Raw genomic sequence first — 26,559 nt, 5'->3', positions numbered from 1 at the left:
AGATAATAATGAATGAAATTGTATTAAAATCTGTAAATCTTAACAAATTTTTTGGTATTACACATGCTGTTAATGATGTTTCTCTTTCCTTCGAAAAAGGTGAAATTCATGGTTTAATTGGTGAAAATGGATCGGGTAAATCGACTTTCTGTTCGATGCTCAGTGGTATTTATCCAATTACTAGTGGAGCTTTTTTCTTAGAAGATAATGAGATAAATGTTAAATGTTTAGTTGATGCAAATAATTTAGGTATTTCAATAATAGTTCAAGAAATTGGAACTTTACCAGGGTTAACTGTAGCTGAAAACCTGTTTTTAGGTGAAGAAGACAAATTCATGAAAGGTCCTATTAAGAATACTAAAAAAATGAATCAAGCTGCGCAAAAACTACTTAATTCTTATGGTTATAAAAATATAAAAGCTTCTACAATGATTGATCATTATAGTTTTGAAGATAGAAAAATTGTAGAGATTATTAAAGCTGTATATTTTACTCCAAAAATTCTAATTGTTGATGAAACAACAACAGCACTTAGCCAATCTGGAAGAGATGATTTATTTAAAATAATGAAAGATTTGAAAAAGAAAGGTACTACGGTTATCTTTATTTCTCATGACTTAGTTGAAGTAATAGATCATTGTGATAGAGTTTCTTGTTTAAGAGATGGTCAATTAGTTGGGACCGTAAAAAGTTCTGAAGTTGATGCTGATGATTTGAAGAGAATGATGGTTGGTAGAGACTTATCTGGAAAATATTATAGAACTGATTATGATAATAAACTTTCAGATGAAGTTGTATTAACTGTTGAAAATGTAAGTGTAAAAGGGGAGATTAATAATATTAATCTTCAATTACATAAAGGTGAAATCTTAGGTATCGGTGGCTTATCTGAATGTGGTATGCATGAATTAGGAAAAGCAATCTTTGGTGCATCTTATTCTAGAAAAGGGCATGTATATTTAAGTGATGGAACTCAGATTAAGAGTATAAGTCAAGCAATTAAGAAAAATATAGCATATAGCTCTAAAGATAGAGATAATGAATCTGTAGTAGTTGCAGATACAATCAAATCTAATATTGTTTTACCATCTATAAATACATTAGCTAATAATGGCATATTGAATGATAAAAAACTTAATGAATTTGCTCAAAAATATGCTGATTTGATGAGTGTAAAAATGGTAAGTATTGATCAAGACGTTGCTGAATTATCTGGAGGAAATAAACAGAAAGTTGTTTTAGCTAGATGGCTAGGTAAAGATTCTGATATTTTAATATTAGACAGTCCTACTCGTGGTATTGATGTTAAAGTTAAAGCTAATATCTATAATTTAATGTATGACTTAAAGCAAGCAGGTAAATCAATAATTATGATATCTGAAGAACTTCCTGAATTAATTGGTATGAGTGATCGAATAATAATTATGAAAAATGGTGAACTATCTGGTAGTTTCTTGAGAAATGAGAAATTAACAGAAGAAGACATAATTGAAAAGATGATTTAAGGAGAAATTATGACTAAAAAGACAGAAATAAAAAATCAAAAAGTTCACCTAAGAACGTTGATGCCATTAATTGGTTTCTTTGTATTAGTTGCAATTTTCTCTATTTTGACAGGTGGAAGAATTATTAATCCAAGAAACATGAAGTTAATGTTGAGCCAAGTATATGTACTTATGTTGGCTTCTACTGGTGTTTGGATGATAATGACAGTTGGTGGATTAGATTTCTCTCAAGGTGCAATTTTAGGTCTTTCCTCTATTGTATTTTGTGAATTTTCTAAATATAATATCTTTCTTGGAATTGTATTGGCAATAATTGCTGGAGCTTTAATGGGTGCTGTTAATGGATTATTCCATGTAAGATTTAAAATAGCATCATTTATTGTAACAATTTGTACAATGTACTTGTTTAGAGGATTGTGTAAGTTTATTACAACAAATGGCCCAATCCCAGCTTCAATTGAGGTCTTGGCATTTAATGAAACTTGGTTTAAAGTGTTGATGACTTTGATTGTACTTATCATAGCTTATTTCTTTATTAGATTTACAAGATTTGGTTATGATTTGAAAGCTATTGGTGCAGGTGAAATTGCAGCGCGTTTTTCGGGTTGTAAGCCAAACCTAATTAAGTTTTCAGTGTTTTGTATCGCTGGTGCAATTACAGGGTTTGCTTCTTTTATAAATGTTATAAAAGTTGGATCAATTACAGGAACTGCTGGTAGTATGCTTGAAATTCAAATACTAATAGCACTTGTTTTAGGCGGAATGCCAATTAATGGTGGTTCTAAAGCAAGATTTTCTAATATTGTAATTGGTACATTAACTTATAGCGTTTTAGAAAAAAGTTTACCTATGGTATTTAGTGTATCTGCAACACAACAATTAGTTAAAGGAATAATCTTCTTAATTGTTGTTGCATTAACTATAGACCATGAAAGTTTAAAAGTAATAAAATAATTATATTATTAAATAATACATATTATTCTCCTTGATATAATCTAGAGATACTTATCTCTCTCTCTCCTCAAAGATAAAATATCAAGGAGTTCTTTTTTTATTTCAAATTATCGTTATTTATTTAACAAAAACATATTAGCTATAAATAAATTTATATTTTTTTGAGTATACTTGTTATATAATTGTAAAGAAAATTAATTTTTATTGGAGTATCATATGAGTGATCAAGTTGTCTTAGTTACAGGTGCTAGTAGTGGTATTGGATTTCAAACTGCAATTGATTTAAAAAATAAAGGTTATATAGTCTATGGTGCAGCTAGAAGAGAAGATAAATTGAAACCTTTAGAAGAGTATGGAATTAAAATACTACCTCTTGATGTTACAAATGAAGAGAGTATGGTAAATTGTGTTGATTCAATTAATAAGGAATCTGGTGGGGTTGATATATTAGTTAATAATGCAGGCTATGGCTCTTATGGTGCAGTTGAAGATGTACAAATAAGCGAAGCAAAAAATCAATTAGAAGTTAATTTATTTGGTTTAGCTAGAATGGTTCAATTAGTACTACCCCATATGAGAGAGAAAAATAAAGGTAAAATTATTAATATATCCTCAATAGCTGGGAAAACTCATACTCCATTTGGAGCTTGGTATCATGCAGCAAAATTTGCTGTTGAAGGATTTAGTGATTGCTTAAGAATAGAAGTTAAAGATTTTAATATTGATGTTATAATAATTGAACCTGGAGCTATTAAAACTGATTGGGGTATAATAGCTGGTAATCATTTAATAGATTCTTCATCAACTGGAGCGTATAAAGAAAAAGCAACAACAATTGGAAATGCTTTGATACATCTTTATTCAAAAGATAAAGGAATAAGTCCTGCAAGTATAATTTCTGATACTATCGTAAAAGCTGTATTAAGCAATAAACCAAGAACTCGATATTTGATTGGTAAAAATGCAAAACCTATGCTAATTGCAAGACGATTATTGAGTGATAGAGCTTATGATAGAATGGTGTATAGAATAATGAGTAAATTTTAATTTTTTACCATAAAACATAACAATAAATAATCAATTTGTGTTATATTTGTGATAATTATTACACAAATGAGGTGATTTTATGAGAAGAAAAGACAGACTAGTTACAGATATTGCTGAAATTAAAGATATCTTAGATAAGAATGATATATGCAGAATTGGCCTTAAAGATGAAGAAGGCTTATATATTGTACCTTTAACTTATGGTTATGAGTTTAATGATGATAAATTAACATTATATTTTCATGGTGCAAATGAAGGTAGAAAAGTAAATGCCTTTAAAAAAGAAAATGAAGAAGTTGCTTTTGAAATTGATGAAAAAACTTTATTAAAAGGTAAAGATGATATTGCTTGTTCATATACTTATTTTTATAGAAGTATAATTGGTGTAGGATATCCTTCAATAATTGAAGACTATGAAGAAAAGCTAAGAGCTATGGATATTTTACTTAAGAATGTTACAAAGAAAGAGAGCTTTAGATATGTTAAAGCAGCTTTTGATAGCGTTATGGTTATGAAAGTAGAAGTAACAAAATATACTGCTAAAAAACATTAGGATTATCAGTGCATAAAGTTAAGGCAAAAAATATTCTCTCAAGCAGTATGAATATGAATATATATAGAGGGTGTTCTCACAATTGTATTTATTGTGATTCAAGAAGCCATTGCTATAATATTAATCATGATTTTGAAGATATTGAAGTAAAAGAAAATGCCTTAGAATTATTAGAAGAAACTTTAAGCAAAAAAAGAAAGAAATCTATGATTTTTACAGGCTCTATGAGTGATCCATACATTCCTCTTGAAAAAGAGCTGAAAATGACAAGAGGGGCATTAGAGCTTGTATATAAGTATGGTTTTGGAATTACTTTATTAACTAAATCTGATTTGATTTTGAGAGATTTAGATTTAATCAAAAAAATTAATGAAAAAACTAAATGTGTAGTTCAAATGACTCTAACCTGTGCAGATGATGAATTATCAAAGAAAATAGAACCTAATGTTTGCCCTAGCTCAAGAAGAGCTCAAGTTTTGAAAATCTTTAGTGATAATAATATTCCAACTGTTGTATGGTTAGGTCCCATTCTTCCTTATATATTAGATACTGAAGAAAATATAAAAGCCTTATTAGATATGATGATTTGGGCAAAAGTTAAAGGTGTTTTATATTTTGGAATGGGGATGACACTTAGAAGTGGTAATAGAGAATATTATTATAGTAATTTGGATAGATTATTTCCAACTTTGAAACAAGTATATATAAACAATTATGGAGATTCTTATGGTGTTTATAGTAAGAATTCCTACAAATTAACTAAGATTTTAAATGATACCTTATCATCTCACAATATAATGCATGATAAGAATGAGATTTTTAGATATCTAAAAAGACTTGAGAAAAAAGAATATGTTCAATTAAGTCTCTTTTAATTGTATTTTATTTTTATTAAAATGAACTAAACAACATATTAAATGAGGTAAGTTATGAAATGTGTAATTCAACGAGTAAAAGAAGCTTCAGTAACCGTTGATGATAAAATTGTTGGACAAATTGATCATGGCCTATTAGTGTACTTTGGAGTTGCTAAAGGCGATAAAGAAGAATATATAGATTATATAGTAAATAAAATTTCTAAATTAAGAATGTTTAGAGATGAGAACGATAAAATGAATTTAAGTGCATTTGATGTAAATGCAAAGATTTTAGTTGTAAGCCAATTTACTCTTTATGCAAATTTAAGAAAAGGGAATAGACCATCATATGATAATGCTGAAAAACCTGAAATTGCAAAAGAATATTATTTAAAAGCTATAGAGAAATTTAAAGCTTTAGGTTTTGAAACCCAAACAGGAGTATTTGGAGCTCATATGGATGTGCGATATTTAAATGATGGTCCTGTTACGATGATTTTGGAGAAAATAGACTAATATGAATTATGTTGCCTTAGATTTTGAAACAGCAAATGCTAATAAAGGTGGGGCAGCCTCAATAGGTATGGCAAAGTTTAATGAAGAAGGAGAAGTTATTGATACTTACTATTCTTTAATTTGCCCCAAAGTAAAATATTTTGATCCCTCAATGACAAGAGTACATCAACTCTCTGCTAATGATTGTTTGATATCTCCTACCTTTGATAAGTTGTGGGATGATATTGAGAACTTTATAGCAGATGATATTATTGTTGCCCATAATGCAAAGTTCGATTATTCAGTGTTACAAGGTTGCTTAGAGAGTTATGATTTAAACTTTCCTAAAAATGTTTTTTATTGCACTTTACAAATAAGTAGAAAAAAATGGCCTGATTTAAGAAGCCATAAATTGACTTATTTAAGTGAAGTGATGGAATTAAATTATAGAGCTCACCATGCTCTTGATGATGCAATAAATTGTGGCAAAATATTTAAACTTGCTTGTGGTGATAAAACTTTTAATAGATTTGATTTAATAAACTATTTAGATTATGAATTAAAAGTTCCGTCAAAAAAAATGGTTGATGATGAGTATTTATTTTAATAAGGGGATACAAACCTCCGAAAGTTTTATAGTTGGAGCATTATTAGCAGTAGCCGGTGGATATTTAGATACATATACCTTTTTTGGAAGAGGAGAAGTATTCGCCAACGCTCAAACTGGAAATATGGTATTGGTGGCAATTAATATTGCACAAAAAAATTATGGAGCGATTTGGAAATATGTTATTCCAATAATATGCTTTTTTTTAGGGGTTGTTATTGCAGAATTTATTAAACATTTTGCTCAAGAAAAAAAATTACATTGGAGACAGTTTGTACTTTTGTTAGAAATATTTGTTTTACTGATTGTTTCATTAATAAAAGTAACTGATTCATTAAACATAATTGCAAATAGTTTGGTTTCTTTTGTTTGTGCTCTCCAAGTTGAAACTTTTAGAAAAATGCATGGAACTTCTTTTGCTACAACTATGTGCACAGGAAACTTAAGAACAGCAAGTGAGAATTTATTTAATTATTTTAAATTTAAAGATAAAAACTTTAGAGATAAAGCTATTAGATCTTTTTCAATAATATTTTTATTTATTATTGGAGCTATAATTGGAACAATAGTAACACTATCTTTTAAGAAGAATTCAATATTGTTTGTAATTTTATTTTTAATGTCTGCTTTCATACTTATGAATAAAAAAGAGCTGTGATTTTAGGGCATTAAATTAAAAAACTATTGACCAATAATTATAATAATGATTAAATTATTTTTAAATATATGGGGCTGTAGCTCACCTGGCTAGAGCGCTTGAATGGCATTCAAGAGGTAGTCGGTTCGAGTCCGATCAGCTCCATTTCTATTTTTTTGTTGTCTATGCTCTTTATAATAATTATGTTAAAATAATTAATATATAGGAGCAATTTTATGGACAAAAAATATATCGATTCTACAAAGGATTTAATTAATTTTATTGATAATAGTCCTTCTTGTTTTCAAGCAATCAACACAATTGAAAATCAATTAGCCAATAATGGTTTTATTGAATTAAAAGAAAATGAAAAATTCAAAATTGAAAATAATAAATCTTATTATGTTAAGAGAAATAATTCTTCTTTAATAGCATTTAGGGTCCCTCAAGAATATAAGGGATTTTCAATTATTGCATCACATACAGATTCCCCAACTTTTAAATTAAAAAGTAATCCAGAAGTTATTAGAGAGAAATTATATACAGTTATTAATACTGAACCTTATGGAGGTATGCTATTAGCTCCTTGGTTTGATAGACCTCTTTCAATCGCTGGTAGAGTTTTTGTTAAAAGCGGTGAAAATATTGAGGAAAAATTATTAACAATTGATAAAGATCTTTTGACCATTGTTAATTTAGCAATACACCAAAATAGAGACGCTAATAAGGGAATTGAATATAAAAAGCAAGTAGATATGTTACCTATAATTGGTTTAGGTGAAAACAAAGGTGCTATTAATTCTTTAATTGCTAAAACTCTAGAAATTAGTGAAGATCAAATTATTTCTAGTGATTTATTCTTATATAATAGAATGAAATCGAGTATTTGGGGATTAAATGATGAATTCTTTTCTGCTCCAAGAATAGATGATTTACAAGGTGTATATTCTTCTATGGAGGCTTTGTTAAATGTTAAAGATTCCTCATATATAAATATGGCACTATTTTTAGATAATGAAGAAGTAGGTAGTGGAACAAAGCAAGGTGCACTAAGTGATTTCTTAAAAATTACAATTGATAGAATTTCCTATGCTCTAAATTGGGATGTTGAAGATAAAGCAATTTACCAAGCTAATAGTTTTATGGTATCTAGTGATAACGGACATGCTTTACACCCAAATTATATGCAAAAAAGTGATATAGTTAATAAACCTGTTGTAAATGGGGGTGTATTAATTAAGCATTCTGCAAATCAAAAATATACTACAGATGCAAAAACATTTGCTATTTTCAAAATGATTCTAGATAAAGAGGGGATTCCTTATCAGGAATTCTTTAATAATTCAGATGTCCCTGGAGGTGCAACTTTAGGTAATTTAGTTAATCATTCATATTCAATTAATACAATAGATATTGGTGTTGCTCAATTAGCAATGCATTCCCCTTATGAAACAGGAGGAACAAAAGATACCTATAATTTAATAAAAGCGATGGAAGCTTTTTATAAGAGATAAAAAAATAAGTCCTATTGAATTTTACCCTTCAATAGGACTTGTTTTATTAAACAAATAGTTTCTTAAAAATTTTAGGAAAAATAGCAGTTAGCCAAAGCCCTATAATTGTATATCTAAAGAAAGCTCCAATATAATAAATGCTTTCTGGTATTATAGAACTTAAAGCTAATTGTAGAATTAACATTCCAGCGATTAAGATTACAATTCTTACAATTTTCTGTGTAATTGACCCATCAACTTTGAAATTAATTTTTTTTGTTTCATAAGCTATTCCAAAGAATCCACCAGTACTAAAAGACATAGTTTTCATCATATCTGAAAAAGCAACAGTATCAATTTTTGAGAATTGTAGTAAAATACTTAAACTGAGGGAAATTAATAAACTTATTGATGCAAAATATATACTAGCTTTAAATTTTTTCGTTGGATCTTGTGCTAATTTCTCAAAGATAGGGTAAAAAATCATAGATAATAAAATACCTAAAATTAATCCTGTAGCTACATCAATTGGCCAATGTACTCCTAGATATAATCTACTAAGACCAACTAATACTATAATAATTGCACAAATTATTGAAACAACTCGTTTTTTAATAGCAAAGGAGATAGAAGAATACATTGCTGCAGCCCCAGTGGTATGTCCTGACGGAAAGGAATATCCTGTTGCGGTTGTTAATCTTTTCCCATTTATTTCATCGATTACTGTAAAAGGCCTTGGTGCTTTAAATATAGCTTTTAAGGCTCCCATAGAAAATAAACTTATTACTAAAGAACTACAAATTGCGAATCCTTTATTTTTATCATAGGCATACATTATTATGGCTAATAATAAAATTAGAATGTTTTGTTCTCCTAAAACTGAAGAAATATTAGCAATAAAGTCAAAGATTGGATTACTAATATTTAAGAGAAATAATAATATTTCTTTTTGCATTATTTGCTCCTAATTAAAAATATCATTTTAATTATAAGTTATTGAGGGTATAAACACTATTGTTTTTTCATTTATTTTTTTAAAAGAAATAACCACTATAATTAAAAATTATAATGGTTATTTGGAGGTGTAATTAAAATGGGGGTTATTTTTATTTTACAATTTCATAAGGCCAACTGATTATTCCGCCGAAATCATAAACATTTGTATATCCTTGAGCTACTAATAATTTAGCGGCTTGAGAACTTCTGTTTCCTGATCTACAGTATAAATATAGTTTTTCATTTTTATCAGGGTATCTTTCTAGAACTGTTGCTTCTACTACATCAAGTGGGATGTTAATTGCATCTTTTACATGTCCTGAGCTAAACTCAGCAGCTGTTCTAACATCTATAATAGTAATATCATCTTGTGTATCAAAAGCGTTCTTTGCTGTTTGGGTATCTATTTTATTATATTGTGCCACTTTGGTTGTTTCCTCATTAGTGGTAGTTTGGCTTTCTTTGTTTCCAGAGGAAAAAAGTGCGGGAGAAATAAAAATTAATAATATTAATATTGAAAATAAGTATTTTATCTTTTTATTCATGCTTTTACTCCTTCTTTTATAATTCAAATATATAATATTAGTTTCAAGATGTAAGTGATTTAGTTACAAAGATATAGTAAAAAATATTAAAAACAAGTTAATAAAAATTAACACAAGAATACATCAATATATAAAATGAGTAAAAACTATTATCATATCATATTAGTTTTCAATGTTGTTAAAAAAAATGTTAAAAAAAAATTAATTTTCCACTTTAGTAAATAGTAAAAACAAGGTTAAAAAAATATTATATATATAAATATTATCATTGTAAATTGCTATATATATAAAATAAAGTTGATAAAATAAGAATGTACCTAAATTTTATACAAATTGATAAATTGACAATTACCTTTTTGATTGTTTATTCTTTTAATATTCGCGTTGATAGGAAGGGATAAAAGAGTGAAAGAATCTTTTAGTATTATATTTGGCTTATTGGGTGGTTTAGCTATATTTATTTATGGCATGAACTTGATGAGTGAAGGGTTACAGAAAGTCGCAGGTGAAAAAATGCGACAGGTTTTGGGAATACTTACAAAAAATGTATTCTTTGGTGTTATTGCTGGTGCTGTAACTACTATGGTTTTACAGAGTTCTAGTGCAACCACTGTAATGGTAATTGGATTTGTAAGTGCGGGGTTAATGAATTTACCTCAAGCGATTTCTGTAATTTTAGGTGCTAATATTGGTACAACAATGACAGCTCAATTAATCGCTTTTAAATTAAGTGATTATATTTGGCCAATTTTATTTTTTGGATTTATTTTAAATTTCGTTCCAAAAAATGAGAGAACAAAAAATATAGGGTTAACTATTTTTGCATTTGGTCTTTTGTTTGTAGGTATTGAAACTATGGGTGACTTAATGAAACCTTTAGCTAAATCTCCTGTCTTTGTTTCTATGATTTCTCAAGTATCACATATTCCTATTTTAGGTGTATTAGTTGGTGCATTAATGACTGTTGTAGTTCAAAGTTCTTCTGCTACTATTGCCGTATTACAGAATTTTGCCAGTACGCCAGGCCCAGATGGGGTTATGTCGATTATTGGTCTTCATGGAGCAATACCTGTTTTATTAGGAGATAATATTGGTACAACTATTACAGCTTTAATAGCTTGTATTGGGCAAAGTAAAAATGCTAAGAGAACGGCGGTGGCCCACAGTGTATTTAATGTAGTGGGGGCTACAATCTTTATTTTCTTAATTCCTCCTTTTGCTAATTTTGTTTCATACATTTCTCCAAAAGGACCAGAGTTAGATATTATTTCAAGACAGATAGCAAATGCTCATACTTCTTTTAATATAATTAATACTTTGATTTGGATGCCTTTTGTTTGGTTAATGGTTAAAATAGTAACAAAGATTGTTCCAGGAGAAACTGTTGAAGAAGGAGATAAATCCACAGCTATATACCTAGATCCACATCTATTAAATCAACCTGTTTTTGCTATGACTCTTTGTCAACAAGAAGTTCTTCAATCATGTGATACAATTTTAGATGCAATTAAGAAAACTCGATTAGCTTTGGTTCCTTATGATGTTGAAAATGCTAAAGAGATAAGAAAAGTTTGGAAATTGCAAAGAGATTTACAAAGAGAGGTTCAACATTACTTATCAAGAATGATATCTGTTGGTACTTCAACAGAAGCTCAAACAAATGCTATTACAGAATTATTATTAGTATCTTCAGGTCTAGAAAGAATTTGTATTCAAATGGGTAGCGTTATTGATGAAATGATAGAATTAGATAATGCTGATATTTCCTTCTCAGATATAGGAGAGAGTGAATTTAGACATAGTTTAGATGCAATCTTTGAATTATTTAAATCATCAATTGAAGTTTTAAAAGATGGTGATGATGTAAGCATTGTTATGGTTATTGCACTAAGAGAAAGATTGAATGATATGGAAAAAGAAATGCAGGATAATCACTTAGACAGATTAAATACTGGTGTTTGTAATCCAAAAATGACTCCATATTTCAATTCAATATTAAATAGCTTAACTAACATTGGTACTTACTGTTTAGATATTTGTCAGTCCTTAAGCTATGGATTAAGTGTTACTGTAGACAATAGATAATTTTCAGTATTTATATAGTTTTGATAATAACAATAGGCTAAGACTTTAAGCTTTAGCTTATTTTTGTTATAAATTACTTAAATATTTGGAGATAGAAAATGGAAAAAAATAAATATCAAATAGTATTAATTAGACACGGTTATTCTTTGGGTAATGCTTTAAAAACTCTTAGTGGTCAAAGTGATGTTCCTTTATTAGAAAAAGGCAGAAAAGAATTAGTTAATTATCGTAATACTTATAATTATATGGATACAGATATTTATTATAGTTCTGATTTAAGTAGATGTGTTTCAACCTTTGAAGCTCTTTTTGCTCCAGAAAAAAAACTTGATGGAACTTTTAAGGAATTAAGAGAAATTGATTTCTATGAAAGAGAAAATCAGAGATTTATAAGTAGAGAAAATATAATTGAATTATTTGATAAATGGATTGAAGATGATCCAAGTACAAGAGATGTAGAATCTTTTGATTCAATTAGAGAAAGAATGCTAAAAATGTTCTTTAAAACCGTTGTTGATTTAAAGACTACAAAAAAGCAAACAGCAACTTTGTTTTCACATTCCTGTGCAATTAGATGTTTATTAATTGGACTTGGTATTTATGAAAAAAAAGATTATAGAAATATCAGTGTAAAAAATGGCCAAGGTTTTGTTATTAATCTTGAATATGATGAGGATAATTTAAAAGTTGAAAACTGTTATAATCTTTTTGATTATATAAAAAAATAATTTAATATTGTTAATAATTTAAAATTTTGATATCTTATTAATTGATAAATCTGATGATGTAGAAAAATTTCTTATTTTGAAGATTAAAATTCTTATTTAATAACTTCTGAAGTATTAGGAATACTCCAAAGCTCAAGAAGCATTATTTCTTTTTCCTTTGAGTTTTTCTATGTTTCATAAGTAGGAGGACTTATGGATACTAGATTAGCAATTATCGCTATTATTATTGAATCGCCTGATTCTGTTGGAAAAGTTAACCAAATTTTGCATGATTCTGCCACATACATTATAGGTAGAATGGGAATGCCTTATCCTAAGAAGAATGTATCTGTAATTACCATAGTAATTGATGCTCCACAAACAGTTATTAGTGGATTATCAGGTAAATTAGGTCAAATTGCTTCTGTAAGCATAAAAACTACATATTCAAAGGTATAAGTGATGGGAAATTTAAATTCAGCACCTAGAAGTGTAAGACTTCATATTGGTATTTTTGGTAAAACAAATAGTGGTAAATCAACTTTATTAAATGCATTAACTACTCATTCGACAGCAGTTGTTTCTCCAATTAAGGGTACAACTACAGATCCTGTTTATAAATCTATTGAACTATACGGGTTAGGCCCTTGTGTATTGATTGATACAGCAGGTTTTGATGATAGTGGGGAATTAGGAACTCTTAGAGTTAATAAAACTAAAGATGCTTTTAATAAAACAGATATTGGTATTTTACTCTTTGATGCTTTAGAAAATGATTTTTCTAAAGAATTTCAATGGGCAAATAAATTAAAAGAACATAATAAACCTTTTTTAGCCGTAATTAGTAAAACGGATTTAAATCCAAATACAGAATTAATTGAAGAGAAAATTAAAAAAGAATTAAATGTTAATCCTGTAAAAGTAAATTCTTCTAAAGCCGATTTACAACATTTTATGCGTAAAGAATTAATAAAAATCAATACCAAAAAGACTGTTAATAAAAGCTTAACAGGGCATTTAGTTAATGAAAAAGATTTAGTAATGCTTGTAATGCCACAACAGATTAATGCTCCAGAAGGTCGACTTATTTTGCCCCAAGTTCAAACTACTAGAGATTTATTAGATAATAAAGCCGTAGTAATTAGTATTACAGCAGATGAAATTGATGATGCGTTAAAAACTTTAAAAGAGCCACCAAAATTAATTATTACAGATAGTCAGGTTTTTCCTTTAGTATATAAGAAAAAAACAAAAGAAAGTAAATTAACTTCTTTCTCAATATTAATGTCAGCTGTTAAAGGGGACGTTGAAAAGTTTGCAAAAGCTGCTCAAACGATAGATCAATTAAATGAAACTTCAAAGGTTTTAATAGCAGAAGCTTGTACTCATGCTCCATTAACTGAGGATATTGGAAGAATTCAGATTCCAAGATATCTAAGAGAAAAAGTTGGAGAGAATATTCAAATTGATTTTACAAGCGGTTCTGACTTTCCTAAAAACATTGAAGAATATTCCTTAGTTATTCATTGTGCTGGATGCATGTTTAATAGAACATATATGCTAAATAGGTTAAAAGAATGTGAAAAACATAATGTGCCTATGACAAATTATGGTATCGCAATTGCAAAATTAACAAATATTTTGGATTACATAGATTATTAGAGTATTTTCTTCTAATAATTTATTTTATGAAACTAGTTAGAGTCTGCCATTTTGAATCCATATCATTAATTAATGCGATTTGGGTTCTAGTCCTGTCTAAATTTTGGTTTTCTCTGCTAGTTGCATAATATACATCACCATTTATATAGTCAGTTAAGAATCTTACAGCCATAATTTGGGTTATATTTCTTCCTGATTCAATTAATAATTCTTTTTCTTTTTCACTAATAAAAGCTGAAGCTTTAGATAAGTAGCCTTTAATTAATTCTCTTAAATAATCTATATTACAAGACATTTTTGTATAATCAACTTCATCTTCAAGCGCAGTTGAGGTGGCCGTTCTGATCATATCGCCTACATCAAATAATATTGTTCCAGGCATAACTGTGTCTAAATCAATTACACATAATGCTTCATTTTCATCTTGTGAAAATAAAATATTATTAATTTTTGTATCGTTATGAGTAACTTGTTTTTTTAGGATTCCTTTTTCATATAGATCCCAAATCAAAAGACCTCTTTCTTTGTTTTTCATGAGGAAAGATATTTCTGGTTTTACCGATTTTACTCTATCAAACGCATCATTTTCAATAGCTGATTCTAATTGTTTATATCTCTCTCCCATATTATGAAAATCTTTTATTGTTTCAAAAAGTTCATTTCCATCTAAATCTGATAGTTGATTTTGAAAAATTCCAACAGCTTTACCTAAAAGGTAAGCTTGTTTTTGATCATTAACCTTTTGAAAGGTTTTTACATTATCAATAAACTTGTATGTTCTCCAATAGTTATTATTGCTATCTATATAAACTAAATTATTATCTCTAGTTTTTACTATTTCTAAACATCTTTTATCAGAGTCTTCAAGATTTTTAACTTTAGAGTGAATATGAGTTGTTACTTTATCAATATTACTCATTACTTCAAAGGGTTTAGTAAAGACAAAAGTGTTAATTCTTTGATGGGTATATTTTTCAATTTTACCATTATTATTAACTTTTGAAATATATGTTGAATTTATATGGCCTTCTTTATTTGCTTTATATTCTATTAATGTGCCATCTATATTAAAATTCGAAAAGATTGAGTTAAAATTCATCTTTACCTCCATAATACAAGTTATTATAGAAAAAGAAGTTTTTGCTGTATTGATTCAATTGTATATAAAATTTGCACAATTAGAATTTTTTGTTTAAATCTTCATTTGTTAAATTTAAAATAGACTTAGAATATTCACTAGGGCTCATACCTACAATCTTCTTAAATTGCCTTGAGAAGTAGTGTATTGTCGAATAGCCTAGAGCATCAGCAATTTGGGTGAAGTTATCAGTTCCATTTCTTATAAGTCGTTTAGCTTCTTCTATCTTTAGTCTATAGAAGTATTCCATTACACTCCAACCAGTCTCGTCTTTAAATAATTTTTGAATTAAAGATCTACTCATAGAACAATAAGTACAAATATTATCTAGAGTAATATTTGTGTGTATATTGCTCTCTAAATAATTAATAACTAGTTGTACTCTTCTTGTATTTTCCTTTTTATGTATAGAAATTTGAGTGCTAATTTCTTTATTGCCGTTAACTATTAAATTGATTAAAAAACTCTCTAAAGCTAATTTAATCAAATTTAGAGAAGATTCTGGAGCATCTTTTTTTACTTTTAGTTCTTTGAAGTAGGGATCTCCAAGATTGGTTTCAAAAGCTTTTCTTGATTCAGTTATGATTGTTTGCAAATAAAAGGATAAGCTTTTGTCAATTTGTAGTATTTTATTTTCAAAGTATTTCATACAAGAATCATTACAATCAAATGAAACAACTAGTAAATTTGGAGAAATTTTCCCATTGCAAAAAACATCATGAAATTGATTTGGTTTATGAAATACTATATCACCTTGTTTTAATTGTGATACTTGTTTTCCACTAGTGATTCCAACTTCTCCTTTATCTACATATAAAAACTCCCAAAAGTCATGAGATTCTCCTTTGAAGATAAATGTACTTGGATATTCAAAATAATGAACTGTAATAATATTATTAATATCTAAAATTTTCTTTAATGGGGTTAATGTAAAACCACTTTTAACAATTTTCATAGTTATAATATAACTTAACTTTTTAAATAGTACTAGATAATTCTTTTTATTTAAGCATTTGTCAAAAGTCATTAAAATAGGTAGTTGTTAGTTAAAAGTTATCAAATATTTGTTATTTGTTACATAATTTGTTAATAAAAATATTTCTTTGTTCTATAATAAATTATTAACAATTTTTGTAGAAATATTTTAAAATAAATAAAATAATTTCACCTTCAATTTATGGCTATTGTCATATCTTGCATATTGACAATCTATTTTGCAAGTGTTATATTATTTTTGTCTGGCAGTGGGTCGGTTGATTATATCCCGTTATTATACTTTTTAGTTTTTTTAATGCCCACTGTTTGTTTCAGCATTGTTTTCCCCCTCTTACGAGGTGATGACTGAGACACCCCTGTCGTTAAATCGACATCCCCTTCAAGAGTGCAAGCTTGATGGGGAATTTTTTTTTGTTAAGTTTTGTAAAAAAAAATTGTATTGTTTTAGACAATATATCGTGGTATCTTAATATAAGACCTTATTTAAAATATAGGATAATTTTAGGAGAAATAAGTGGATATTGTAATAATTGGAAATGGCCCAGCTGGAAATACTTTGGCTACAAAACTTGACTCTGAGGGCTATAGAATTGATGTTTATTCAAATGAAGAGGTAAGTTTTTATAGTAGAATTAGATTGCCAAGTTGCCTAGGTAACTTAGATAAATTGAATTCTTTATGTGCAAAAAATGAACCTTCATATATACATCACGAAGAGGTTGCTACAATACATAGAGAAAGTAAAACTATAAAACTAACAAGTGGAGAAACAAAGCATTATGATAAACTTGTTTTAGCAACGGGCTCTTATCCAATAGATTTTTTTAAAGGCTCTCCTTTAAAAGGTATATATACTTTAAGAACATATGAAGATGCTGCTAAGATTACAAAGGACATAGAATCTCCCGTTTGTGTAATAGGTGGAGGCCTATTAGGCTTAGAAGTTTCTCTAGAAATTAATTCACTTGGATATGATGTAACAGTTATACAAGGGGATACTTATGTCTTAAATAAACAATTAAATGAGGAAGCCGCAAAATTAGTTTCTGATAAGTGTTTGGAAAGGAAAAATTATAATTTAATTTGTAGTCAGTTTGTAAAAGAAGTTAAGGGTGAAAATAGAATTAAAGCTGTTACTCTCCAAGATGGAAGAGAGATTGCCTGTAATACTTTAATACTTGCTGCAGGGGTTAGACCTTCAATTTCTTTAGCTGCATCATGTAACTTAGAAATTAATAGAGCAATTATTGTTAATGAATTTTGTCAAACTAGCGATAAAGATATTTATGCTATTGGAGACTGTGCAGAATTTAATGGTAAATGTCCTGGATTATTACCAATAGCTTTATCAATGGCTAATGTTGTTTATAACCATATTTTAGGTAAAAAAGTACCTTATACTGAACCGGTCCAAATGCCAACTCGATTTCAGGCAGATGATTTACCTGTTGCAAGTTTTGGTATTTTAGAAGGAAATTGTTATAGCAAACAAGTTGAGGACAGATATGAAGCTTGGTATATAAAAGATAATAAAGTAATGGGAGTAATAATCGTTGGATCAAAATCCCATATACCATTAGCTAAAGCTTCTTTAAATAAAGAGATAGAAAATATTGATGTATTATTAGACTTCTAGTTTTTTTAATACATATAGGCGTGAACCATAATCACCTAAAACTCTTGTAACTTCATGTTCATATTTGGTTCCACCATATTCTTGATTAAGAATCAAGCCAGCTTTACTTAGTAACTCACCATAAACTCTATGGTGGGTTATTTCTATATTAAGCTGTAAGATTTTAGAAATCTCATCTATAGCTTTACCTTTTAATAAATTTGTAGGTAAGAAGTGTTCAACTAAATCCCCAAAGACTGATAATTCAAATTTTTGAGGTCTATTAAATAATTCATAATAAGCATTATTATCAACAATAGGAATACAAAGTCTTTCTAGTGGTGGGTTAGGTATAGTTCTACTTCTAAAGTCTAGGACTATGATTTCACTCTTATCATTATTCATTACTGCCCAAATAGCTCTTTCTTTATTATTTGTAAAAGTTTTGATTCTAGCTAAAGTTCCAAATTGAAGAGTTTTTCTATAGCGCTTATAGAAATTTATTTGTTCTTTTATTTGTTCTAATTGGTTTTTTGTAGCAGCATTTAAATTAATTTCATATCCTAAGTTACCGATAGCTGCAACATTGAACCTGGTTTCTAGATTACTTACTTTTAAAGTTTGATGATTAGGGCTTGCACTAACATGATTAGTTATTGCACTAAGAGGGTAGCCAAAGCTAGTTCCTTCTTGGATAAATAGTCTTTCATAAGGATCTGTACAATCACTTGTCCAGGTTTGTGGCATGAAAGCTAACATACCTAAATCATATCTATTTCCACCTGCTGAGCAAGATTCAAATAAGATTTTAGGGAATTTCCTTGTAAGTCTATCTAAGAGTTTATAGAGACCTAAATAATAGCGATGGTAAAATTCTCCCATGTGAGATATCTCAGCATTAGAAGAATATAGATCACTAAAGACTCTATTAAAATCCCATTTTACATAATCCACTTCACCTAATAAGAAAATATCTGATAAAACTTCTTCTAGATATAAAATTACATCATCTCTACTTAAGTCCAAGATAAATTGATTTCTGCCAACACTAGGTTTTCTATCTGGAATCATAATTGCCCAATCAGGATGAGCATCAAATAAATTACTATTTCTACTAATCATTTCAGGTTCAACCCAAATTCCGAATAGCATTTTCATTTTGTGTATTTTAGAAGATAAGTCACCAAGACCTTCACTTAGTTTAGCAGTATTTACTACCCAATCCCCTAAAGAGGAGGTATCATCATTTCTATTTCCAAACCAACCATCATCTAATACAAATAATTCAGCTCCAACTTCTTTTGCTGTTTTTGCAAGTTGTACTAATTTTGAGTTATCAAAATCAAAATAGAAGGCTTCCCAAGAGTTTGCTAAAATAGGTCTTTCTTTATTTTTCCAATAACCTCTAATAATATTATTATTAACAAAATAATGGAAGTTTCTACTTAAGGTGCTAAAGCCTTTATCACTATAGCTTAGAATAGCTTCTGGAGTTGCAAATCTTTCATTGGGATGAAGCACCCATTTAAATGTAGAATCATTAATACCGCTTAAAATTCTTGTTTGATTATATGGGGTTATTTCAACAACTTCTTTATGATTTCCACTATAGATTAAATTGGTTGCATAACAAACTCCATTTAATTCATCACAGTTTTTATCACATAAATATATTAGTGGGTTATGATATGCTCCAGAGGTCCCAAGTTTTGAATCATTTATTACAATACCAGGTTGTAATTCTCTTCTATTAATATGTCTTTCTCTAGCCCAAGCTCCATCAAAAGTTATTAAATCAAAATCGGATGAATCAATATCGAGTTGAAGGGAATATAAACTTTCAATTGTGATATTTCTTTTTTCATAATTAAATAATTCAGCTTTACGAGTAATTACATCACAATAATCAAAAACACCATAAGTTAATATGAGTTTAATATCAAATTCTTTGTCTATTAGAGTAACTCTTAAAGTGTCACATTCTTCTCTATCTCCATAAGCTTCAGGTAAGTTTGAGAAGGTTTTAGGTTTTCCATTTGTAATCTCAAATTCTTGGAAAACAAAATCAAGAGTATTCATTCCACCGTTATAACTAATTCTAGCAAAAGGTTCTCTATAATCTCCTTTTCCAGGGGTTGAAACCTCCTGTTTCATTAATCCTAAATTTAAGTTATTATCTTCTTGATATAGAGTAGAAGTGCCTGCACTTTGGAGATATTTTGTAGTTAATAATTTGGGATTAATACTACTTTCATTTAGATGTGAACCATAATATAAATGTTCAATATGTTCATTAAATTTGGCATAGAATAAATATGTAGTATTAGCTGTTGATAAATTGAATAACCCATTTTTTTCACTAATCATTGTAAAACTCCTCTTGTACTAATAGACATCTATATTATAATTATAGTAGAGATATTAAAAATGTTCTATGTTTTTTTAATATTTATAAGGAAATGGAATGGATATAAGAAGAGTTAGAATTAAAGATGATGAAAATGCAACTGTGTTAAGCAACGATTTAATTAGAGCTGTAATTCAGGACTATAATGGTAGATTAATTGAATTTAGTGCTATGAATATACATGGTGGCTGGGTAAATTCAAATAAGCTGCACAGATTTCCTTTTTCAAAGGATACTGTAGATTATAATATTAAAAACAGAAACAATGATCCTCTTATTGATAAATTGTATGGTTATCAAGTTCAATTAGTTGAACCTGAGAAAAAACAAATTACGCAAGAAGAAGAAAAAGAAATTCTCTTAAAAAATATAGATAATTATGATGATTTATTAAGTAAAAGTAATACTTTAAATAAAGATGAGAATGATGAGTATATTAGAGCCATATTTGAAAAAGATAGGGTTAAATGGGTAGTACAAAGATACGGTAGTGATGAGACTACAGGTGGGGTTTGGGTATTATCTAAAAACGAAGATTTTAGTAATAAAACCTGGGCAACAAAAAGACTTGATGTAGTATTACCAAATCAACCAGTTGTTTATTCTGCATTGTATATAAAAAATATTAGTGATAAGCCAATTAATCTTAATGTTGGTTTTGATAATACTATTAGCTCTCCATTTTTAGAATCAAATTGTTTTTTAAACTGTAGTGCAAAAATGTGGAATAAGTTTAATATTGAAGGAAATAATCAAATCATTGATAGATTAGCAAATCCTACAAAACCTTTTGCACTCGATAAAGCTCCATTAAAAAGTGGTGGAAATTGTGATTTAAAAAGTATTAATGGAATAATTGGAACAACAGATGTTTTGTATGCTAAAAATGATTTAGAGAATCCCTCTCATACTTGGTTTAGTGCAATTAATCCTAATTATCAATTAGTTTATTTATCTTTTGCTCCAGGAAAATCTGTAATGGAAGATATTGATATAGATTTAAATTATTCAACAATGGTTTTAGATTATGGTGGAAGGAATCAACCCCCTTGGGCATTATATCAAGGTGGTCCTAGTAATGAGTTTTCAATTCATTTTGGAGCAAGTACTTCTTACTATGGAAAGGGTAATGGAGTAGAGCTTCAACCTAATGAAGTAAAAAGAGTATTGTATGCTAGATGTTTAACCACTTATGATAATCAAAGAATGGGCAATAATTTTTCTACCTTTGAATCTTTTAATCATAATATTGTGTTAAAGAGAACAAAAAGTACTATAGTAATTCCATCTGATCCAAAATTTGAAATTATAAAAAAATTTGGTAAGAAATTAATACACTTCGATTAAGATATTTGAGGCTTTGATGATATTTGAGAAAATAAAAAATTTTACAATAATAGACACCGAGACCACTGGTTTAGGTTGTTATTCTAAATTAGTAGAATTTGCAGCTATAAAATTTAGAGATGGAAAACCTGTAGAATCTTTTGATACTTTAGTTAATCCAAAGATGGTTATGAGTGATCAAGTAATTAGTATTCATGGAATTACTAATGAAATGGTTTTAAATGCTCCTTTAGTAGCAGAGGCAAGTAAAGATATATATGATTTTATTGAAGATGATATTTTAGTTGCTCATAATGCTCCTTTTGATATGGATGTTTTAAATAGACGATTAACTTTCGGCATAAAAAATAGATATATTGATACTTTGCCTATTTTTAGAGAAACTTTAAATTTATATAGATATAATCTAAATTACATTAGAAAATATTTTCAAATAGACATTGAACAAACTCATAGAGCCTTAGATGATGTAAAAATGTTATATTCTTGTCTATCTAAGGTAGATAAACCCTATAATATAAACATTAAAACTGTTGATAAGATTATTGGAAGTTGTAGAGCTTCACAAATAATGAAAACAGAGGATTTAGGGGATCAACTTGACTCTTGTCATTGTGTAATAACAGGGGTTATTCCAAATTTATCTAGAAGTGAAGTTTGGCAAATAATTGTTAATCATGGTGGAATGGTCGGGGAGTCTGTAATTAATAAAACCAGATATTTAATAAAAGGAGAGCCTAATGGAGGCCAGGGTAAGCTCCAAAAGGCTAAATTTAAAATTAAAAATGGTGATAATATTGAAATTATAGATTATCGAGATTTTTTTAAATTAATTGATACAGAAATCACTAAATAATATCAGTTTCTTCTAAGATTGTTAAATTCTCATTTCTTATTAAATTCCAATTTTTCTTTCCTATAGCTTTTGAAAAAGATCTATCATGGGTTACTGCAATTATAGCTCCATTAAAATTATTTAAAGCTTCAATTAATGATTTAATTGATAATATATCTAAATAGTTTGTTGGTTCATCAAGTATTAATAGTGAAGCTTTTGATATTATAGCTAAGCCATAAAGTAATTTTTGAGCTTCACCTGGGCTGATTAAATCGCTATTCATTATAGAAGTCGGATTAGAACCAAGCCTAAAAACTATTGAAAATATTTCAGCTTGTTTCTCTTTATCTAAGTTCAATATTTTATTTTTAATATCTATTCTATCTTGTTGTGTGAATTCTTGGGGTAAATACCAAAATGATTTGTTTTTATTTTCTAAAAGATTATATAGATATTTTATGAAAGTAGTTTTTCCAGTCCCATTATTTCCAGTTAAAATGATTCTATCTTCAGGTTTAATTATTAGATTTGGATGCTGTAGGTTAAGAGTATTTTCAATAAGAGAAATAGTATCTTTCTCTAAATCTAAGATAAAATTACCTTTTTCTTTACTCCCTGATAAATCAACCCCTGTTTTTCTACTTTCAAATACTATTAAATTGTTAAGTTTTTGAGTGTTTCTCTTTATCTCTGTATTAATGGATGAGAGTCTTTGTCCTGGTTTTTTATCCTTTGAAGAAAGTCTTGCACCATCTATTTTACTTTTTGTTGAAAAGTCCTTAGCTGAAACATTTTTCTTAGATAATCTATTTTTTGAAGCTTGAATATTTTGCATTTCATTATGTTTTATTTTCTTTAGATGTTCTATTTTTTTTATTTGTTCAGATTTTTGATCTTTTAGATAATGAATTGTTTTATCTCTTTGTTCTAATGCTATTGAGGGTTTACAGTCGTAAATCATTACTTGATTACCAATTTTTGTTGGTTCAATCATTATTGTTTTTGTACAAATGTTATCTAAGAAAGTTAAATCATGGGAAATTATAATTCCAATTCCTTTATAAGCTTTTAATTCATTAGATAATAAATTCATAGAATAAATATCAAGATGATTTGCTGGTTCATCAATTAATAAAACCTCTGGCTTTCTAATAATAGCATCAGCTATCATACAACGCTTTTTTTCTCCTCCGCTTAATTGATCCCATCTCCAAGTCCAATCATCTTTTATCTCTAATTTGCTTAAGATTTTGTTTGTCTCAGGTAAATTGATTAAATCAGGGGAGTAAAAGAATTCAGGAATATCTAATAAGGTATCCTGTTGGCAAAGATAAGTAGATAATTTAGGAGATATTTCTCCTAAATCAGGTTTTATTTTATTTGCTATTATATTTAGCAATGTAGTTTTTCCACAACCATTTGGTCCAATTAATGCGAACCAATCTTCTGATAAGGTTAAATTAACTGATGAAAAAATAGGGGTGATTGAGCTTTGGTATTTGAATGATAAATTAGATATATGTAAAAAGGCCATATTAGTCTTCCGGTATATAAGTCTAGATTGAGGGAAGGACCTGATGAAAAATATATATAAAAACGGATAACCCCTCGTGGGCATATTAAAATCTGTATTAATAATACTGATTTAAGCTTACTGTTTATCCCGTTTTATTATATTCTCACTTATTTATCTCCAATTTACTTAAATAAAAACATTTAATTTCAGATTAGTCAATATTTCAATAAAAAAGCTTCTATTTAAAATAATAGAAGCCTTATATATTAAAAGTAGAGGTGCCAATCGGATTCGAACCGATGCATCACGGTTTTGCAGACCGTTCCCTTACCGCTTGGGTATGGCACCAACGCAACGATTGAGAGATTAACAAATTTATGGGGGTTTTTCAAGTAGAAAAAACAAAAAACTTGTAAAAAGTAAATCATTTTATTTAAAAGTTGAAAATAATTGCTAAAAAGTAAGTTTATATTCATTTTATGTAGTATAATAATTATGAACATTATTGGTTTATAAGTTTATCTTTCTGAACCTTTTTTTCTTGACAGTTAATGTAATTGAATGTATCATGTGGACAAACGAACAAAAACGTTCAAAGGATTAATAATGTTACCTGTTGAAAGACAAAGATATATTCAAGAATTGGCAATGAAAAAAAAGAGCGTAAGCGTTAGTGAACTTGCAACAGATTTAGATGTAAGTGAGTTAACGATTAGACGTGATTTGGATGGCCTTTGTTCTAGAGGAGTCTTAGAAAGAACTCATGGTGGAGCAACTCTTAGAAGAAACTTAAACATTGAACCAGATTATCTACAAAAAGCATCTGAATGTTCAAAAGAGAAACAAGCAGTTGGAAAACTGGCAGCATCTTTACTCGATGAAGGTGATACTGTTTATATTAACAGTGGTTCTACTACTTTAGAAGTAATTAAATCTATTTTAGAAAGAAATATAGATATAACAATTGTTACTAATAATATCGATGCTATGTGGCTTTGTAAAAGTGATGGTAATGTTAAAATAATATTCGTCGGTGGATATTATAGACCTAAATCACATTCTGTTTCAGGGCGCTTAGCTTTTAATTTAATTGATCAAATTTATGCAAATAAAGCAATTATTGGTGTTGATGGATTCTCTCCAATAGCTGGATTAACTACTCCAGTATTAGAAGAAGCTGATACTACTAGAGCTATGATTAATCATAGTGTAGGCTCCAAAATTGTTGTAGCAACTGAAAATAAAATTGGAGTTGTTTCAAACTTTAAGACAGTTCCAATAGAAAGAGTTGATGTTTTAGTGACAGATGAAAATGGTGGAAACTTATTAAAAAACACAGAAATAAGTAAACATATACAAGTATTAATAGCAAAATCATAATAGGAGGACGGCTATGAAATTTGAAGAAAATTATGCAGACAATTACAAAGATTGCGCATGGATTCCTTTTGAAGATTTAGAAAAATTTATGAGAGAAGCCTTAGTTAATGCAGGCATTCCAAAAGATGATGCAAAAACAATTGGTGAAGTATTAATTGAATCAGACAAAAGAGGTATTGATAGCCACGGTATTGGAAGATTAAAACCAATTTACATTGATAGAATTGATAAAGGAATTATGAATCCTATTACTGAAATTGAAGTCTTGAAAGATGAAAAAGCTACAGCAGTATTAGATGGTCACAATGGCTTAGGTCATGTAGTATCTAAAAAAGCTATGTCTATGGCAATCGAAAAAGCTAAAGAATATGGTGTTGGTGTTGTTGCAGTAAGAAATTCTACTCACTATGGTATTGCTGGTTATTATGCACTAATGGCTACAAAAGAAAATATGATTGGTGTTACAGGAACTAATGCTAGACCTTCAATTGCACCAACTAATGGTGTTGAAAATATGATGGGAACTAACCCTTTAACTTTTGGTATTCCAACCGATGAAGATTTCCCATTTGTTTTAGACTGTGCAACTAGTGTATCACAACGTGGTAAAATTGAAGTTTATGGTAGAGCTGGTAAAGACCTTCCTGCTGGTTGGGTTATTGGTCGTGATGGTAAAACAAGAACTGATACAAAACAAGTATTATATGATTTGACAACTGGTAATGCAGCATTAACTCCTTTAGGAGGAATTGGTGAAGTTACAGGTGGTTATAAAGGTTATGGCTATGCTGCTGTTGTAGAAATTTTATCAGCTGCATTACAAGATGGTGCTTTCATGAAAGCTTTAAATGGTTTTGATAAAGATCATAATCCAATTCCATATCCACTAGGACATTTCTTTATTGCAATCAACCCTGAATTCTTTATGGGTGCTAATGTATTCAAAGCTATCTCAGGAACAATTTGTAGACAATTAAGAAATAGTGAAAAAGCACCAGGTGAAGATCAAATCTTTACTCCAGGTGAAAAAGAATATATTGCTTATAATTATAGAAAAGAACACGGTTGTCCTGTTCCTCCATCACTACAAAAAGTCATGATTGAATTAAGAGATAGATGGAATATGGATTATAAATGGGATTTTGAATAAACGAATATATAAAAAATAAGGATAATAAA

Annotated in this window: 24 protein-coding genes and 2 tRNA genes; 19 read left to right on the top strand and 7 right to left on the bottom strand. The window is 28.5% G+C overall.

Annotated features, from left to right (window positions below):
- Positions 1 to 8 precede the first annotated feature (8 nt).
- From ACZ5RS_RS00290 to ACZ5RS_RS00245, 10 genes are all read left to right on the top strand, one after another.
- Positions 9 to 1,505, top strand: a complete 1,497-nt coding sequence (locus tag ACZ5RS_RS00290) for a sugar ABC transporter ATP-binding protein (RefSeq protein WP_464636851.1) — start codon at positions 9 to 11, stop codon at positions 1,503 to 1,505.
- 9 nt (positions 1,506 to 1,514) lie between these two features.
- Positions 1,515 to 2,459, top strand: a complete 945-nt coding sequence (locus ACZ5RS_RS00285; RefSeq protein WP_464636849.1) for an ABC transporter permease — start codon at positions 1,515 to 1,517, stop codon at positions 2,457 to 2,459.
- Between the two features lie 216 nt (positions 2,460 to 2,675).
- Entirely contained in the window at positions 2,676 to 3,506 is an 831-nt protein-coding gene (locus ACZ5RS_RS00280; protein WP_464636848.1) for an oxidoreductase, read from the top strand.
- A gap of 79 nt (positions 3,507 to 3,585) precedes the next feature.
- Positions 3,586 to 4,059 carry a pyridoxamine 5'-phosphate oxidase family protein gene (locus ACZ5RS_RS00275; RefSeq protein WP_464636846.1) on the top strand — a complete coding sequence of 158 codons (474 nt, stop codon included), beginning with the start codon at positions 3,586 to 3,588 and terminating at the stop codon, positions 4,057 to 4,059.
- Between the two features lie 8 nt (positions 4,060 to 4,067).
- Positions 4,068 to 4,934, top strand: a complete 867-nt coding sequence (locus ACZ5RS_RS00270; RefSeq protein WP_464636844.1) for an SPL family radical SAM protein — start codon at positions 4,068 to 4,070, stop codon at positions 4,932 to 4,934.
- A 54-nt stretch (positions 4,935 to 4,988) separates the two neighbouring features.
- Positions 4,989 to 5,432, top strand: coding sequence for a D-aminoacyl-tRNA deacylase (gene dtd, locus ACZ5RS_RS00265; RefSeq protein ID WP_464636843.1), 444 nt, complete (start codon positions 4,989 to 4,991; stop codon positions 5,430 to 5,432).
- Between the two features lies 1 nt (position 5,433).
- Positions 5,434 to 6,018 (top strand): exonuclease domain-containing protein, encoded by a 585-nt coding sequence (locus tag ACZ5RS_RS00260; protein ID WP_464636841.1) that lies wholly within the window; start codon positions 5,434 to 5,436, stop codon positions 6,016 to 6,018.
- On the top strand, positions 6,002 to 6,676 hold the full coding sequence (locus ACZ5RS_RS00255) for a YoaK family protein (RefSeq protein WP_464636839.1): 675 nt from the start codon (positions 6,002 to 6,004) through the stop codon (positions 6,674 to 6,676). Before ACZ5RS_RS00260 ends, ACZ5RS_RS00255 begins: the two co-directional genes overlap by 17 nt.
- Positions 6,677 to 6,746: 70 nt before the next feature.
- Positions 6,747 to 6,820: transfer RNA gene (locus ACZ5RS_RS00250), tRNA-Ala, on the top strand.
- A 71-nt stretch (positions 6,821 to 6,891) separates the two neighbouring features.
- The gene (locus ACZ5RS_RS00245; protein WP_464636838.1) at positions 6,892 to 8,169 is read left to right on the top strand and encodes a M18 family aminopeptidase; all 1,278 of its coding nucleotides are present in this window, start codon (positions 6,892 to 6,894) and stop codon (positions 8,167 to 8,169) included.
- Between the two features lie 46 nt (positions 8,170 to 8,215).
- Here the strand turns inward: ACZ5RS_RS00245 and ACZ5RS_RS00240 are convergent, their stop codons facing one another.
- Complete coding sequence (locus tag ACZ5RS_RS00240) at positions 8,216 to 9,103, bottom strand: phosphatase PAP2 family protein (RefSeq protein WP_464636836.1); 888 nt, start codon at positions 9,101 to 9,103, stop codon at positions 8,216 to 8,218.
- Between the two features lie 151 nt (positions 9,104 to 9,254).
- The gene (locus ACZ5RS_RS00235; protein WP_464636834.1) at positions 9,255 to 9,689 is read right to left on the bottom strand and encodes a rhodanese-like domain-containing protein; all 435 of its coding nucleotides are present in this window, start codon (positions 9,687 to 9,689) and stop codon (positions 9,255 to 9,257) included.
- A 405-nt stretch (positions 9,690 to 10,094) separates the two neighbouring features.
- Here ACZ5RS_RS00235 and ACZ5RS_RS00230 point away from each other — a divergent pair, with 405 nt between their 5' ends.
- From ACZ5RS_RS00230 to hydF, 4 genes are all read left to right on the top strand, one after another.
- Entirely contained in the window at positions 10,095 to 11,774 is a 1,680-nt protein-coding gene (locus ACZ5RS_RS00230; protein WP_464636832.1) for a Na/Pi cotransporter family protein, read from the top strand.
- Positions 11,775 to 11,872: 98 nt separating this feature from the next.
- The gene (locus ACZ5RS_RS00225) at positions 11,873 to 12,502 is read left to right on the top strand and encodes a histidine phosphatase family protein (protein ID WP_464636831.1); all 630 of its coding nucleotides are present in this window, start codon (positions 11,873 to 11,875) and stop codon (positions 12,500 to 12,502) included.
- A 192-nt stretch (positions 12,503 to 12,694) separates the two neighbouring features.
- Entirely contained in the window at positions 12,695 to 12,940 is a 246-nt protein-coding gene (locus tag ACZ5RS_RS00220) for a TM1266 family iron-only hydrogenase system putative regulator (RefSeq protein ID WP_464636829.1), read from the top strand.
- A 3-nt stretch (positions 12,941 to 12,943) separates the two neighbouring features.
- Complete coding sequence (gene hydF / locus ACZ5RS_RS00215; protein WP_464636827.1) at positions 12,944 to 14,143, top strand: [FeFe] hydrogenase H-cluster maturation GTPase HydF; 1,200 nt, start codon at positions 12,944 to 12,946, stop codon at positions 14,141 to 14,143.
- A 19-nt stretch (positions 14,144 to 14,162) separates the two neighbouring features.
- Here the strand turns inward: hydF and ACZ5RS_RS00210 are convergent, their stop codons facing one another.
- Positions 14,163 to 15,242: a phosphotransferase enzyme family protein gene (locus tag ACZ5RS_RS00210; protein ID WP_464636825.1), complete on the bottom strand. Its 1,080-nt coding sequence runs from the start codon at positions 15,240 to 15,242 to the stop codon at positions 14,163 to 14,165.
- A gap of 79 nt (positions 15,243 to 15,321) precedes the next feature.
- Entirely contained in the window at positions 15,322 to 16,236 is a 915-nt protein-coding gene (locus tag ACZ5RS_RS00205) for a helix-turn-helix domain-containing protein (RefSeq protein ID WP_464636824.1), read from the bottom strand.
- 555 nt (positions 16,237 to 16,791) lie between these two features.
- Here ACZ5RS_RS00205 and ACZ5RS_RS00200 point away from each other — a divergent pair.
- Complete coding sequence (locus ACZ5RS_RS00200) at positions 16,792 to 17,913, top strand: NAD(P)/FAD-dependent oxidoreductase (RefSeq protein WP_464636822.1); 1,122 nt, start codon at positions 16,792 to 16,794, stop codon at positions 17,911 to 17,913.
- Here ACZ5RS_RS00200 and ACZ5RS_RS00195 read toward each other — a convergent pair.
- Positions 17,902 to 20,259, bottom strand: coding sequence for an alpha-galactosidase (locus ACZ5RS_RS00195; RefSeq protein ID WP_464636820.1), 2,358 nt, complete (start codon positions 20,257 to 20,259; stop codon positions 17,902 to 17,904). The genes ACZ5RS_RS00200 and ACZ5RS_RS00195 overlap by 12 nt on opposite strands.
- 97 nt (positions 20,260 to 20,356) lie before the next feature.
- Between ACZ5RS_RS00195 and ACZ5RS_RS00190 the strand changes: the two genes are divergently transcribed.
- Complete coding sequence (locus tag ACZ5RS_RS00190; RefSeq protein WP_464636819.1) at positions 20,357 to 21,646, top strand: hypothetical protein; 1,290 nt, start codon at positions 20,357 to 20,359, stop codon at positions 21,644 to 21,646.
- Between the two features lie 16 nt (positions 21,647 to 21,662).
- Positions 21,663 to 22,502 (top strand): exonuclease domain-containing protein, encoded by an 840-nt coding sequence (locus ACZ5RS_RS00185; protein WP_464636817.1) that lies wholly within the window; start codon positions 21,663 to 21,665, stop codon positions 22,500 to 22,502.
- Here ACZ5RS_RS00185 and ACZ5RS_RS00180 read toward each other — a convergent pair.
- Both ACZ5RS_RS00180 and ACZ5RS_RS00175 read right to left on the bottom strand, forming a co-directional pair.
- A complete protein-coding gene (locus ACZ5RS_RS00180) occupies positions 22,495 to 24,018 on the bottom strand; it encodes an ATP-binding cassette domain-containing protein (protein ID WP_464636815.1) in 1,524 nt (507 codons plus the stop codon). The genes ACZ5RS_RS00185 and ACZ5RS_RS00180 overlap by 8 nt on opposite strands.
- A 258-nt stretch (positions 24,019 to 24,276) precedes the next feature.
- Positions 24,277 to 24,348, bottom strand: a tRNA-Cys gene (locus ACZ5RS_RS00175).
- 258 nt (positions 24,349 to 24,606) lie between these two features.
- On the opposite strand from ACZ5RS_RS00175, the gene ACZ5RS_RS00170 reads away from it, so the two are divergent.
- Positions 24,607 to 25,380 carry a DeoR/GlpR family DNA-binding transcription regulator gene (locus ACZ5RS_RS00170; protein ID WP_464636813.1) on the top strand — a complete coding sequence of 258 codons (774 nt, stop codon included), beginning with the start codon at positions 24,607 to 24,609 and terminating at the stop codon, positions 25,378 to 25,380.
- 13 nt (positions 25,381 to 25,393) lie between these two features.
- A complete protein-coding gene (locus tag ACZ5RS_RS00165) occupies positions 25,394 to 26,530 on the top strand; it encodes an Ldh family oxidoreductase (RefSeq protein ID WP_464636812.1) in 1,137 nt (378 codons plus the stop codon).
- Positions 26,531 to 26,559 lie beyond the last annotated feature (29 nt).

The sequence above is a fragment of the Pleomorphochaeta caudata genome (assembly GCF_055395745.1).
Note: the sequence above shows the minus strand (reverse complement) of the source record. Positions and strands in the feature narration are given on the sequence as shown.

Coding starts and splice junctions, on each gene's coding strand:
- ACZ5RS_RS00290 (WP_464636851.1), top strand. CDS start 9: ATGAATGAAATTGTATTAAAATCTGTAAATCTTAACAAATTTTTTGGT.
- ACZ5RS_RS00285 (WP_464636849.1), top strand. CDS start 1,515: ATGACTAAAAAGACAGAAATAAAAAATCAAAAAGTTCACCTAAGAACG.
- ACZ5RS_RS00280 (WP_464636848.1), top strand. CDS start 2,676: ATGAGTGATCAAGTTGTCTTAGTTACAGGTGCTAGTAGTGGTATTGGA.
- ACZ5RS_RS00275 (WP_464636846.1), top strand. CDS start 3,586: ATGAGAAGAAAAGACAGACTAGTTACAGATATTGCTGAAATTAAAGAT.
- dtd (WP_464636843.1), top strand. CDS start 4,989: ATGAAATGTGTAATTCAACGAGTAAAAGAAGCTTCAGTAACCGTTGAT.
- ACZ5RS_RS00260 (WP_464636841.1), top strand. CDS start 5,434: ATGAATTATGTTGCCTTAGATTTTGAAACAGCAAATGCTAATAAAGGT.
- ACZ5RS_RS00255 (WP_464636839.1), top strand. CDS start 6,002: ATGAGTATTTATTTTAATAAGGGGATACAAACCTCCGAAAGTTTTATA.
- ACZ5RS_RS00245 (WP_464636838.1), top strand. CDS start 6,892: ATGGACAAAAAATATATCGATTCTACAAAGGATTTAATTAATTTTATT.
- ACZ5RS_RS00240 (WP_464636836.1), bottom strand. CDS start 9,103: ATGCAAAAAGAAATATTATTATTTCTCTTAAATATTAGTAATCCAATC.
- ACZ5RS_RS00235 (WP_464636834.1), bottom strand. CDS start 9,689: ATGAATAAAAAGATAAAATACTTATTTTCAATATTAATATTATTAATT.
- ACZ5RS_RS00225 (WP_464636831.1), top strand. CDS start 11,873: ATGGAAAAAAATAAATATCAAATAGTATTAATTAGACACGGTTATTCT.
- ACZ5RS_RS00220 (WP_464636829.1), top strand. CDS start 12,695: ATGGATACTAGATTAGCAATTATCGCTATTATTATTGAATCGCCTGAT.
- hydF (WP_464636827.1), top strand. CDS start 12,944: ATGGGAAATTTAAATTCAGCACCTAGAAGTGTAAGACTTCATATTGGT.
- ACZ5RS_RS00210 (WP_464636825.1), bottom strand. CDS start 15,242: ATGAATTTTAACTCAATCTTTTCGAATTTTAATATAGATGGCACATTA.
- ACZ5RS_RS00205 (WP_464636824.1), bottom strand. CDS start 16,236: ATGAAAATTGTTAAAAGTGGTTTTACATTAACCCCATTAAAGAAAATT.
- ACZ5RS_RS00195 (WP_464636820.1), bottom strand. CDS start 20,259: ATGATTAGTGAAAAAAATGGGTTATTCAATTTATCAACAGCTAATACT.
- ACZ5RS_RS00190 (WP_464636819.1), top strand. CDS start 20,357: ATGGATATAAGAAGAGTTAGAATTAAAGATGATGAAAATGCAACTGTG.
- ACZ5RS_RS00185 (WP_464636817.1), top strand. CDS start 21,663: ATGATATTTGAGAAAATAAAAAATTTTACAATAATAGACACCGAGACC.
- ACZ5RS_RS00180 (WP_464636815.1), bottom strand. CDS start 24,018: ATGGCCTTTTTACATATATCTAATTTATCATTCAAATACCAAAGCTCA.
- ACZ5RS_RS00170 (WP_464636813.1), top strand. CDS start 24,607: ATGTTACCTGTTGAAAGACAAAGATATATTCAAGAATTGGCAATGAAA.
- ACZ5RS_RS00165 (WP_464636812.1), top strand. CDS start 25,394: ATGAAATTTGAAGAAAATTATGCAGACAATTACAAAGATTGCGCATGG.